We start from the raw sequence: 12,688 nt of genomic DNA on the forward strand, positions 1-12,688 counted from the left end.
CGTTAATAGAGAAAATGGCATTCCGCAAAGCGTTTCTCTTCCTCTTTCTTGTTTTATCCGCAGGCGCATCTTCACCGGCGTGGGCGCAATCTCCCCAGACGCGCGATCATGCCAAGGCCGTCGCGGACCTGAAGGCCTCTCTTGCCAAGGATCCCCGATCAAAGCCGCTGCGCAGCGCGCTTTCCGCCGCTCTCTCGGAATGGGGGAACTCCCTTTATGAAAGCGGCAACCGCAAGCAAGCCCTTCCGAAATACCTCGAAGCCGTGGAGTCGGATCCCGAAAACGGGCCCGCCTGGTTTATGCTCGGCGACCTTTCTTACCTGGAGCTGAGCGATTTCGGCAAAGCCGAGTACTACTGGAACAAGGCCATGCCGCTGGCGCCGCCGGAAATTCGCCGCGCAATCGTCGACCGGATTTCTCGGGGAAGGGCCGACCAGGCTCTCGAGCGGCGTTATCAGTCCCTTGAGACGCCGAATTTCGTCGTGCGGTACGGCGAAGGTTTTGATCCGGCCGAGGCGCGCCGTATCGGCACCTATCTCGAAGAGCGCTATGCCGTTTTGGCGGAAGAGCTCCGGACCCAGGCTTCGCGGCTGACCGTCATCATTTATGCCGACGGAAGCTTTGGGCGCTTGAGCGGCGGCCATGACGAGATTCTGGGCCTGTATGACGGACGGATCCGCATGCCGGCATCGCAGGTCAAGGGCCCTTATGAAAAAGTGATCCTGAGCCATGAACTTGCGCACGCATTCCTGCAACACCGTTTCGGAGGCGGCCTGCCGGTCTGGATCCAGGAAGGATATGCCCAGTCGAAGGAGCCTGAGCGCCCTTACAACCCTGCCGAAACCGAAGCGCTTCAAAAACTGGCCGAGGGCACTCTCTGGACGCCCATTCCCTATCTCGACCGGCGGTTCTCAAAGCCGGTCTCGGCTGACCAGGCTTCCGAGGCTTATCTTGAGGCACGCATGGCCGTCCGGTATCTGCTGGAAAATTCGCCGCAGGGTGAATTTGTCGTCTTTCTCGAGCGTCTTTCCAGGGGAGAACCCGTGGACAAGGCCTTTGGGGCCTCTTTCCCGAAGCTGGACTGGGACCAGTTTAGCCATGGCCGCGGTCTGGGGAAGATTCCGGATTAAAGTAAACCTAACCTTGCAAAAGGATTTAAGTTAGACCGAGCCGCATGCCGATAATCTAAGCCGTCAGAAAACCCTCCGCGCGGGACAAAAGCTTTTGGCGCGAAGGGGAAATGTCAGCTATGATTTCATCACCGGAGTGCCATGGCTTACCATCGCCTTCTGAAACTCGAAAAAGAGCCTTTCTCGACGAGCCCGGATCCGGCATTTTTTTACCGTTCGAAACATCATCGTGCCGCGCTTGCCAATCTTCTCATCGACCTGAGACTGAAACGCGGCCTTAGCGTCGTGCTCGGCGACATCGGGACCGGCAAGACAACCCTCGGCAGGAAACTGACGCAGATGCTCCGCGAAAGAAGCGGTTTCATTTTTCATCTCATCCTCAATCCCGTTTACGCGTCCGAGGAGCTTTTTTTTGACGCGCTGTGCCGGCGCATGGGATTGCAGGTGGCCTCGCCGCACCCGACCCTCGTTGATTATTGGGAAGCGCTCGAGCATGCGCTCTTTCAAAAAGGCGTGCAGGAAAAACAAACCGTCGTCATCATCATCGACGAAGCGCACAAGCTAACGCCGTCTTCGCTGGAAGCGCTCCGCGTGCTCCTCAATTACGAGACCAACGACACCAAGCTGCTCCAGCTCATCCTGCTCGGCCAGATGGAACTTCTGCCGCTCATTCAAAGCATGCCGAATCTCAATGACCGCATCAGCCTCAAATATGTGCTGAAGCCGTTGTCTGAGGAAGAGACAAGGCAGATGATCGATTTTCGCCTTAAAGAAGCCGGGTATCATTCCCGCTCGCCCTTGTTTCACGAGGGCGCAATCCGGGCCATCCACGAGTATACCGGCGGTTATCCGCGCAAGATTTCGCTGCTCTGCCACAAAGCCCTGCGTACCATGATCTTGAAGGGCCGCGGGATCGTGGACCTGGAAACGATCGAAGACTTGACACGCGAAGAAAGGGAAATCGGATGGGGGCCGGCGACGACATCCCCGAAGAACGTTTACTGCGTCTGATCGAAAAAGGCGAGGCAGGCGCCGTGTCTGCCGCGCCCGTGAAGATGACAGGTTGGAAAGGGGTGTTGAATCGCCTGGCTTTCCTTCAGAGGTTCGGAGTCCGCGCGCCGGACGACCGGATCCTCTTTACCCTCAAATCCTTGTCCGGATTGGTGTGGCTCGTTCTCGCGGGGCTCGGTCTTTATTTTCTGGCCGGAGTGGTTCCGCTGCCGCTGCCGGGACGTTTCGAACACAAGCAGGCGTCGCTTGCGCCCCGGGCCGTCTCCGACGAGCCTCAGCCCGCACAGGCGCTTGCGCTCAAGCCTGAAGAATATTATTTGGAACCGCTTGGGCAGCGCAATCCTTTTACAAATCAAAGCAGCGTGACCGAGGAAGAGCCGGCCGAAGCGCCGCCCACTCCGGCCGAAGTGCTCCACGGCATGGCCGAAGGGCTTTCGGTCGTCGGGATCAACCGCGGCGCGGTTCCGGATGCCATCGTCGAAGATGTCGTGAACAAGAAGAGTTACTTTATTAAGGCCGGAGACAAGGTCAAGGACATGACCGTCAAGGAAATCAAGCACAATAGCGTCGTCCTTACCTATCAGGGGGAAGACATTGAAATCAGCTAAGCGGCGCACGGCACGGAACCTCGGGCTCGCAGTGTTTGCTTATGCGGCGATGGCCTGCCTGGCGAGAACCGGTTTGGCCCAGGATCAGGGCTCAGTCCCGGAAGAGAAGGCGGCCCAGGAAAATGCCGCGCCGCAAAGCGCAGAGGCGCCGCTGGGGCCGGCAGGAGAAGCGGCCGCGCCTGTCGTCGGTGAAGGCATGGAACAGCTTATTTCCCTGGAGTTCCGAGGGACGGATGCCGGTGACGTTCTCAAGTATCTCGCCCAGAAGGCCAACTTGAATCTTTCGATCAGCAGCGCGGTCACCGGGCGGGTCAACCTGTTCGTGACCAACGTGCCCATCCGCGACATCTTCGACATCGTCCTGCGCAGCAACAATCTTGCGTACATTAAGAAGGGCGACTTGTACCACATCCTGACGGAAACCGAGTATAAGGAGCTCTACGGCGAAAAATTTTCGGATACGCGCATCGTCAAGACGCTGCGGCTCCAGTATGCGGTCCCTGAAATGGCATTCAACATGATGGATGCCATCAAGAGTTCGCTCGGACGCCTGCTCATCGACGAAAACTCGGGGACAATCATGATCATGGACACTCCCGAGAAGGTTTCGGAAATGGAAAGCGCGTTGAAGGTCCTGGAACAGCGAAGCGTGGTCAAGGTTTTTGACCTCAATTACGCGAAAGCGGATGAAGTCGAAGCCAAACTGAAGGACGAATTTGAAGTGAACAAGCTCGGCAACATCAAGGCGGACCTGCGCACCAATCAGCTCATCGTCAAGACCTTCCCGGACAGGATGAACGAAGTGACCAAGATGATCCAGGCGTTCGACCGCGTGACGCGCGAGGTTCTCATCAACGCCAAGATCGTCAAAGTCACGCTCTCGAAAGATCTCGACTCCGGCATTGACTGGAACAGCGTGTTTTCCAACATTGAATTCAACGGCGTCGACAAGGTCAAGGATTTCCGGCGGACGACGGACGCCACCACGCCCGGCGCGGAAATCCCGAACGTTACGCCGATCGAAATCGCGCCCAAATTGGGCCTTGATAAAAACGGGCCTCTGGGAAGCGATCAATTCGGTGAGCTGATTTTTACCACGATCAACCGGGACGGCTACGAATTGTTCCGTTACCTCAGGACGCTCGGAGAAACAAAAATTATTTCCAAGCCGCGGCTGCTTGTCACGGAATATCAGCAGGCGAGTATCCATGTCGGCACGCGCGAGGCTTATGTGACAAGCACGACGACAACCGGCACGTCGACCTCCACGACCGCGGAAGAAGTGCAGTTTATCGACGTCGGCATCAAGTTTACGGTGACGCCGCGCATCACCAGCGACGGGTTTATCGAAATGGCGATCAAGCCGGAAGTCAGCAGCGTCGTGCGCCAGCTCGCGACGCCCAGCGGCAACAGTATTCCCATCGTTGATACCTCGATCGCGGAAACCAAGGTCCTCGTCAAGGACGGCTCTACGGTGATCATCGGCGGCCTGCGGAAAAACGAGAAACAGAATGATGACGACCAGGTCCCTGGCCTTGCCCGCATACCCGTTTTGGGTTCGTTGTTTTTTACCCAGAAAAATGACCACCAGGATATGCAGGAACTGGTGATTTTTATTACGCCCCACATCGTCAAAGGAGATCATCTGGTCACCGGGGACGAAACGGAAATGGGAGGAGACTGGAAGGGCCTCCAGTCGTATAATTTTGAGAACGAGCCGGACGTTGTTCTTCCCGTGACGCATTAGGCCCGGCAGGTTCCTATGAAAAAAGGTCTGAGACAATTTTCCATGCTGCTTCTCGCGGGCGTCCTCGCGGCCGCCATGGCGGAGGCGGCGCGCGCCGAACCGGCGAAACAGGACGAGGCCAGCGATGCGGGAGCGCCGGCGGAAACCGTCCAGGCTCCGGAGGCACCCGCGGTTCCCAAAGAATGCGCGGTCCTCGAGCAGAAAATAACGTCGCTTGCGGCAGACCGCAATAACATTCTGGCGCAGGTGCAAGTCGCCTATCAGGAAAAGAAAGAGGCGCGGGAGGAGCTCGAAAAGGCGCAAAAACAAATCAAGGAGCTGACCGCCGAGCGGGACAAGCTCCAGGGCGAAGTGACGCAGGCCAAGCAGCAGGCCTTCGAACAGGTCGACAGCATGTACCAGAAAAACAGCGAGATGGCCGGCCGTTTGAGGACCGCGTTATGGAGCGGCGGAAGCCCGGCGAAGCCTTCCGCGGAGGAAGGGGAACCTCTTCTGAGCAAGCCGCCGATTCTGGAAGAAAAGGAACCTCAGGCCGCAAGCGTTTCTTTCGGACCTCTTCCCAAGGTGGAAAAACAATTACCGGAAACAAAACAGGGGGAATCCGCTGCTGAGCTCGCTGCCGAACGCCGTGAGCGAGCGGCCGTGGAAAAAAAGGTGAAGTCCCTCGAGGAAGAAATCGCGGAGTTGAAGCGGCAGCTCGAGCAGGCCAAGAAAGAAAAAACGGAGGCTGTCCAGGCCGCCGACGAATTGAAGAAGGCCGCTGCGGACGTTCCGGGCAAAGTCCAGGAGATAAGCCGCGAAAACGAAAGGCTCAGGAGCGAGAACGCGCAGCTCCACTATAACGTCGGCGTTGTGCTTGTCCGTCAGCGGGAATACGAACGCGCTGCAAAAGAGTTTCAGAGGGCTGTGGAGCTGGCGCCCGACCAGCCGCTGAGTTATTTTAATCTGGGCAAACTTTATTCGGAATATTTGGATGACTCGCAGAAGGCGGTTTCCTACTTTGAACATTACCTTCAACTGCGTCCGGACGCGGATGACGCAGATTGGGTCAAACAAAATATCGCCGTCCACAAAGCGTGGAAGGGCGATGACAAACTGCTCTAATTTTGTGGCAGCTTTTAACAGCCGCGTGTAACCTTGTGTAGTGTTTGAAAAGGAGAAAGTATGAAGAAGAAAATGGGTTGGATTATGGCCGCGGCCGTTCTTGTGCTTATGGGAATCATGCCGGTGTATTTGAAGGCCCAGGAAATGAGCGCCGAAGAAAAGGCAAAGGTGCTTGAGGCGGCCAATGACGAGCTTTATAGGACGGAATGGAAAATCACGGTCCTCCCGATGTGGGGCCCTAAAGAAAGCCGGAAGCCGGTTGATGACACGCTGCGCCTCCTGGACGGAAAGCTGCATTCAAAGGCGTTTTCGCAGGAGGGGTATGCGGATTCGAACGTGTCGGTCACAGTGCAGGACGACGGGATGGTCGTGGTCGAAACCATGCAGCGCAACGATAAAAACGGAGTCGTCTTCTGGCGCGGCGAGCTTTCCCAGGGCATTTTCCGGGGTGTCATCAGCAAGCAGGTCCCGGACAAGGGGACGCTGTCTTATTCCTTTAAAGGACAGAGCTCCAAAATGATCGAGCCGACTCCGACGCCCACACCCACACCTACGCCTACGCCGGTCCCGACACCCACGCCGTCGGTAGCCGTTTCCGCGGAAGCGCCCGCGCCCAAGGAACCGGACGCTGCCGTTCCGGGAACCGCTGCTCCCGAGAAGCCGGCGGAGAAAAAAGTAACCGCACCTTCTGAGGAACCTAAAGCGGCCCCGCTGGTTTCCGCGTCCGAAAAAATGAAAGCCAAGGCGGAAACTCCTGCGCCCGCGCCGAAGAAGAAAAAGAAACCGGCCGTGGCATAACCGGAGGATCATGACTTCGGGTTTTCCGGGTGTGCCGGCCCTCATGACGGAACATCGTCCTCCTTCCCGGTTGTCCGCCCGTTTTTGCGCGGCGTTTTTCGCAGCCCTTGCGGCCGTCCTTTTTTCCGTTGTCCCTCTTGTTTCCGGCCGTGATTACGCGGAAGAACAAACCCACGTCCTCAAAGGCGTCGTGACGGCCTTCCGCGAAGATTCCGTGTCCGTTTCCGAAACCGAAGACGACGAGAAAGAAGTGCGCCGTGAAACAGCTTTCGCGCTGACACCTGTCATCGAGTACGCCGGAATCGAAAGGTGGGACGATCTCAAGCTGGGAAACCACGTGATCGTGACCTACCGCGATAAGAGACTCATCCACGAAGGCAAAGACGAAAAGGGCGGGTCTTTTCAAGAGGCGTCGGTGATCGGGCGGGACATCATCCGCCTTGAAGTCACGGACAAGGACACAGGAAAGAAGCTGCTCAAAGCAGGCTATTAAACGGAAAAAGCGCCCGATGCGGGCCCGGAAAGTCCATGAAGCCTGATGCCGCGAGACCTCTAAAAGCGTTTTTTTTTACAGCCGTGTCATTGTTCCTCCCTCTTTTTGCAAAGTCCCTCCCGGCGCTCTATGCGTATCAGATCAAGGCTGTGCATCACGTCGTCCTCCGCATGGACGTCGATGACCTCGAAATAACGGCCCCGCTCGACCAGGAAGTGGACCCCCGGAAAACATTTCTGATGACCAGCCAGGAATGGACCACCGACATCGACCCTTTCTCGAATGTGGCCAACTGTCTTCCCGTAGAGGTTTATTTCCCGGATTCCAAAACCGTCAGGGCGGTCCGCTCCATGGCGGGCAGCGCACAAATCCTCCATGTGCTTGCGGTCGAGTTTGAGAGCGGCGCCACCGTCTACCGCGGCGTCGCCACCTTTGATGCCAAGACCTACAAGAAAAACATCAAGCTGCCGTTCATCCGGCGGGACCAGGCCTTTCCTTTGGTTCAGGCGCGTCCTCTCGACCCTTCGCAGGACTCGAAAGGCTACGGCTTTTTCAAAGCCGCTTTCCAGGACGAATACACGCTTTCGATCGAGCGCAGTCAGCCCGCGAAAAACAGGGACGTCGTGAATGAGGATACCGGAGAGACCGGGCTGCTCAACGAGGCAATGCCTCCCATGCGCGTGTCCTGGCAGGCTGTCGAGATCGAGGGCTCGCGTGTGCAAAGCGGCATTGCCAGCATGGCGCATTTCGCGGCTGATACGAATGCCTATCTTCTTTCCCGGATCGAAGATCTCAGCAAGGCCTTTCTGGTTTTGGGATACACGGCCGGGGAGGGAGCCGCGGCGGATTCACTGAGCGCGGCCCGCGGCGTGATTTCCGAACCGGACCAGGTGAGTTTTTACCGCGGCAGCGTGGGAAGCGAGAGCGGACAGCAGGTGGATTTTTCCTGGTACGTGGTTGAGCTCCCGAACCCGGGCGATAACGTCCAGCAGGGCAGCGTCCATTTCGAGGATTTTGAAAACGAAAAAATCGTGCCTCTCGCGGACGTTCATCCGGAACTCGCGCTTGCCATGGTCACCGCCTCGGTGGCGCCCGGGGATTCCGGAGAAACGGACACGCTGTCGCGGGGCGAAGGCCGTTTTGCCGCGGAAATTCAGGATTCCGGAAAGCTTCGGATCACGCGCGGCCTCAATTTCCATGCTTCCGCCGCCGACGTCAACTGGCAGGTGGTGGATTTCGCGCCGCTTTCCTTCGAAGAGCCTGCCGAAGGAGCGGTGTGGACCGTGGGTGAAAAAAACACGGTCCGGTGGAAACATGCGCGCACTCTCCTGCGCGGGGGAAGCGGTGAAGACGGCGTTCACCTGGTCAATTTGTCCTTGTCGTTGGACGGCGGAGCGGACGGATACCGTCACAAGATTGCCTCCGGTCTTCCCGCCTCGGCAGACCAGTATCCATGGACGCTGCCGGAAGAAATAGGCGGCAAGAATCCCATCGGATTGCAGCTGAAGTTCCGCCTCGAGGACAAAAACGAATCCGTGCGCAATACCGCGTTTTCGGGAACGTTTGCGGCAAAGGGCCTGCTCGACCTGACCGCGCCGGACGGAGGCGAGACCTGGTATGCCGGAGAGCAGGATTACAAAATCACGTGGAAATTTCAGGGGAAAATCGGAAACGTGGCTTTGTATTACGACAAGAGCGGGGTTGCCGGCGAAGGCGCTTTTCCCGAGGACAACAAACTTGCCGTGGTTCCCGCGGGCAGCGGCGGCCTTGGTTTTTATTTGTGGCGGCCGGACCCGCGGATGAACGCGCGTGAAATGCGCATCCAAATCCGGCAGGAGGGCGAAGGCGGTGCTTCCGACATTTCGAAGAACTCCTTTTCCGTGATTCCGCGCGTCGAAATCATCGATCCGGTCTGGGGTAATGAAACCTGGCAGGCGGGAACGGACCAGATGATCCGGTGGAAAACCACGGCCATTCTGGACAAGGTGAATCTCTCTTACGCGAAAGCAGGAACCGAAGACTGGGTGCCCCTTGCCAAAGAAATTCCCGCGCCAACCCCGGGCGAAGGGGCCTTTCGTTGGAAAGTTCCGGACGAAACCGCGGGGCAGGACATCCGCTTCAAGATCGCGAAGGCGGATGACCCAACGATTTTTGATACGTCGCCGGACGTGGGCAAAGAGGCTGTCGCGGTTTTGCCGTGGGTGCGGTTTGCCGAAGAGCCGCCGGCAGGCAGGCTGTGGCACGTGGGCGAAACGCTCAAATTTTCCTGGGCGAGCGGCGGCAAGACCGAAGTTTTCCGGCTGGCTTATTTGCGGCCGGGAAATACGGCATGGGAAGACATCGCTTACGTCAAAGCCGGCGGTCATGCCTTTGAATGGCAAATCCCTGACTTGATCGGCTCCGGACTTCAAATCCGCATCGAAGACGTCAATGCCCCGGCCGTTTCCGATGTCCTGAAAACCCCGCTCGAAATCGCGGCGAGCCTTCATCTCAAAAGCCCCGCGGGAGGAGAAAACTGGATACGCGGCCAGGCGCCCCCCGAAATCACGTGGGACTGCGGCGGCAGCGTGGGCAATGTTTCGCTGTACTATCTCCTTGCCCAGGCGGACGGCAGTGAACAAGAGGAGCGCATTGCCAAGGAGGTGCCATGCACCACGGGCAAATGGAACTGGACCTTGCCGGACAAGACTTCCAAAAGCGTCCGGATCAAGATCCAGCAGGAAGCGGACGAGCGCGTTTACGACATCTCAAAACCGCTGGCGATCAGGCCCGGCTTGACGTTTTCCGAGCCCCATGCGGAGACCCAGATTTTTTATGGCGGCCGTCCGGCCGAGATCGCTTGGCGTTCCTCGGGCACTGTCCCGGTTTACGGTTTGTCCTATGCCCTGCAGGGAATCCCGGGATGGATTCCCGCCGACGAACACATCGGCGGCGGGCCCGAAGGGGAGTATCACTATTCCTGGACCGTGCCGGGCTCGCTTCTGGGAAAACGCGTCATTTTGAAAATCGAAGATGTGAAGCAGCCGGAGGTGTCGGTCTCCACGGCGGAAACGGGGATCCCTGTCGAATCGTGGATCGAGCTTTTACCGATGGATACCGCGCGGGCCTACCGCCCCGGGGAAAGCGTTATGCTCCGCTGGAGTGCTGCCCAGGACGTTTCCTTTATAAGGCTGCAATACAGCGCCGATCAGGGCCAGGGATGGACCGACCTTGCCGTTCTCCAGAGGGAAGCCGGCAGTTACGAATGGCATCTGCCCAGTCCGGGAGACCAGGCCCTTCAGGTCAGGATTGCAGACCTGAAACGGCCGGAAATGCAGGCGGTTTCCGGCATTCTAAGGACCGTCAAAGAAGAAAAGGCTTAGGAAGGCTTTTTTCCCCAGGGATTTGACAGAAGCACAGCGATGGGTTACGGTTGTATCGTTAAGTGTCAAATAGTCGATCTTTCTATTCGTGAACTGAAAAAGGCAAACTATCCGTAAGGGTAGGACGCAAAGCCATGGGCCCTATGAGGGTCGCCAGGCCGCCAGTCGAGCATTATGACGGTGTCTTCAAACGTCCTCCTTCTTCGGGTGGGCGTTTTTTTTTGCCTTAAAGAGGCGGACACTATGAAAGCATTGCAGGAAGGATCCGGAGCCACAGCGTTGACTCAAAAGGATCCGTTTTTTTTGTGTCCCGCCGAAAGTGCCAGGCACCCGGGCGATTTTGCATCCCAAAAACCGGCCGGTGCCAGGCACGCTGAGGATATGGCGGTAATTTTTGACGCACAGAAGCGGTTTCCTTACTTCGCGATTCACGGAGGCATCCATGCCTAGGCCTCCGCGGCTGCATGCCACCGGCGTTCTTTATTATGTGAGCCAGCAGGGCGTTCAGGACCGCCCGCTTTTCCGGAACGAGCAGGACACCGCGCATTATCTCGAACTTCTCCGCGAATATAAGGCCAAACACGGCTTCAAGCTTTTCGCCTACTCGATCGCCTCTTCCGGCATTTCTCTTCTCGTCGAGCCGTGTTCGGAAACCACGATCTCCGAAATCATGCGGGACATTACCTCGCGCTATTCGAAGTACTACAACGCGGTCTACGGAGGTGACGGGCCTTTGTTCAAGGGGCGCTTCCGCACCTGCATCGCGGACAAGGAACAGCTTTCCCGCCTCGTGCGGTTTGTGCACAGCCAGCCGGTCTGGGCCGCGCCCGGCAGCGTCTTCGGGGACAGCCGGAACCTCTTCCTGGAGGAACAGCCGGCGGGGCATCCTTTGAAAGACGCATTGAATACGGAAATCGCGGAAATCGAAGCGCACTTGCGCGAAATGGCCAAGCCCATGGCATCGCTTGTCGAAGTCATGGAAGCTCAGGAAATGGAAGAAGCCGCGCAGGAAGTCTCCAAGCCGTTCCTGGGTCCCGAATCTTTCGTGAAGCGCATCGCGCAGGCAGGGAAAGAGATCCATGAAAGCAAGGCGGCCGTGGGGGCGCCGACCGCTGTCCCGCCGGCACCGCTTCCCGCGGGAATTCCCTTTGCTGCCGTGCTCAAGGCTGGGGCGTTGTTGGCATTCGCCGGAGCTTTTGCGCTCGTATGGAATTCAGGGTTTCTGCGCATGCCGCATAAAGCACCGGCCGCGTCCTCGAATGTTCTTGCGGCTGCGGCCGAAGCGAAATCCGAGCCGGCCGCCGTGTCTCAAAAGGCGCAGCGTCTCGCTCTGGAAGGCAGCACCTGGGACGTCCAGATCATTCCCATGGCCAAGGAAGAACGCGCCAACATCGAGCAGGACGCCCTCATTTTCAGCGGCAACAAAGTCGAATCCCATTTCCTCGCGCAAAAAGGCTTCACGCCCACGCATTACAACCTGACGATCAACACCGACGGCGGCATTACCTGGGAGACCGTACAAAGATCGGCCGCCGGCGAAGTCGTGTCCCTTCGCGGCGAATGGCGCGGCCGGGAAATGACGGGCGTGCTCAGCTACAGCATGGACGAGCAAGCGCACGGACAGCAGCCCAAAAACTTCAACTTCGTAGGAGTCCTGCGGGGAGGAAACTCATGATCCGCATCGGCCGCAAAAAAAAGTTCACGGCATGGTTTCTGGCGGCGCTGGCCGGCATGCTTTGCGCGGCCGCGCGTCCGGCTGTTTGCGAGGAGCCGGCGCAGCAGGAACCTTTCCATGTGAAGCACGTCGAAGGCACGGTCGTGGCCAGCACCCGTTATAACCTCAGCATCGAAACCGCGAAGAAGGGCGGGATCGTCAGCGAGATGGTGCTTCCCGTGGATGAGAAAACGCAGATCCGCGGTTACGGAAGGATTTCTGACATCCGGAGAGGCGATACGATCTCCGCGCAATACAAGCAGACTTATCAGACCGACGACAAAGGCAAAGAAATCGTGACCGGCGCGATGGCGACCGACATCAACCTGGTCCGCAGCGCAAGCTCAGGCAAGCTCGTTTCAAAGGAAAAGGCGAGATGAGAAACGAAAGCGGACAACCTCAGAAGCGCAGGAAGTGGGACTGGAAACGGCTGGGCCGGAATGCGGTCGTGTGCGTCCTCACCTTCACGATGAACATCGTGGGCGTTCCGCTGCCTCCGCTTCCCGTGCAGGTTCCGGAAGCCGTTCAGAACTATCTCACGGACATCCTCGGCACGAAACCCGGTTATGCCTATCAGGTCAACCGTGTGCTTCGCGGCAGCACGACGCTGGCCTCGGGAGCAGAAAACGCGCAGCAAAGCCTCACCTCGCTCCTGGGCGGGGTGACGCTCAACGTGTCCAAGTCGCTTCTCATCATGTCGACGTCCACGGCGGGCAGCCGC

The 12,688-nt window shown here is 57.9% G+C and carries 11 protein-coding genes and 1 riboswitch; all 11 genes read left to right on the forward strand.

Translation table 11 applies throughout. The features are described 5' to 3' along the window. Nucleotides 1-14: 14 nt before the first annotated feature. Nucleotides 15-1,130, forward strand: coding sequence for a hypothetical protein (locus tag VL688_10830; GenBank protein HTL48540.1), 1,116 nt, complete (start codon nt 15-17; stop codon nt 1,128-1,130). 141 nt (nt 1,131-1,271) lie between these two features. Then, a complete protein-coding gene (locus VL688_10835) occupies nt 1,272-2,141 on the forward strand; it encodes an AAA family ATPase (protein ID HTL48541.1) in 870 nt (289 codons plus the stop codon). Next, complete coding sequence (locus VL688_10840) at nt 2,096-2,749, forward strand: hypothetical protein (protein ID HTL48542.1); 654 nt, start codon at nt 2,096-2,098, stop codon at nt 2,747-2,749. The genes VL688_10835 and VL688_10840 overlap by 46 nt, the downstream gene beginning before the upstream one ends. After that, nucleotides 2,736-4,496, forward strand: a complete 1,761-nt coding sequence (locus VL688_10845; GenBank protein HTL48543.1) for a secretin N-terminal domain-containing protein — start codon at nt 2,736-2,738, stop codon at nt 4,494-4,496. The genes VL688_10840 and VL688_10845 overlap by 14 nt, the downstream gene beginning before the upstream one ends. Before the next feature lie 15 nt (nt 4,497-4,511). Beyond that, nucleotides 4,512-5,600 carry a tetratricopeptide repeat protein gene (locus VL688_10850; GenBank protein ID HTL48544.1) on the forward strand — a complete coding sequence of 363 codons (1,089 nt, stop codon included), beginning with the start codon at nt 4,512-4,514 and terminating at the stop codon, nt 5,598-5,600. A 60-nt stretch (nt 5,601-5,660) separates the two neighbouring features. Beyond that, the gene (locus VL688_10855) at nt 5,661-6,398 is read left to right on the forward strand and encodes a hypothetical protein (protein ID HTL48545.1); all 738 of its coding nucleotides are present in this window, start codon (nt 5,661-5,663) and stop codon (nt 6,396-6,398) included. Nucleotides 6,399-6,408: 10 nt separating this feature from the next. Beyond that, complete coding sequence (locus tag VL688_10860) at nt 6,409-6,891, forward strand: hypothetical protein (GenBank protein ID HTL48546.1); 483 nt, start codon at nt 6,409-6,411, stop codon at nt 6,889-6,891. Nucleotides 6,892-6,974: 83 nt separating this feature from the next. Continuing rightward, the gene (locus VL688_10865) at nt 6,975-10,253 is read left to right on the forward strand and encodes a hypothetical protein (GenBank protein HTL48547.1); all 3,279 of its coding nucleotides are present in this window, start codon (nt 6,975-6,977) and stop codon (nt 10,251-10,253) included. Nucleotides 10,254-10,344: 91 nt separating this feature from the next. Next, nucleotides 10,345-10,419: riboswitch (cyclic di-GMP riboswitch) on the forward strand. 276 nt (nt 10,420-10,695) lie between these two features. Next, nucleotides 10,696-11,928, forward strand: coding sequence for a transposase (locus tag VL688_10870; GenBank protein ID HTL48548.1), 1,233 nt, complete (start codon nt 10,696-10,698; stop codon nt 11,926-11,928). Beyond that, nucleotides 11,925-12,347, forward strand: coding sequence for a hypothetical protein (locus tag VL688_10875; protein ID HTL48549.1), 423 nt, complete (start codon nt 11,925-11,927; stop codon nt 12,345-12,347). Before VL688_10870 ends, VL688_10875 begins: the two co-directional genes overlap by 4 nt. Next, nucleotides 12,344-12,688 (forward strand): hypothetical protein (locus VL688_10880; protein HTL48550.1); only part of this gene is annotated, 345 nt, incomplete at its 3' end. The genes VL688_10875 and VL688_10880, both read left to right, overlap by 4 nt.

Source organism: Verrucomicrobiia bacterium, from assembly GCA_035495615.1.
GTDB lineage: Bacteria > Omnitrophota > Omnitrophia > Omnitrophales > Aquincolibacteriaceae > DATJFP01.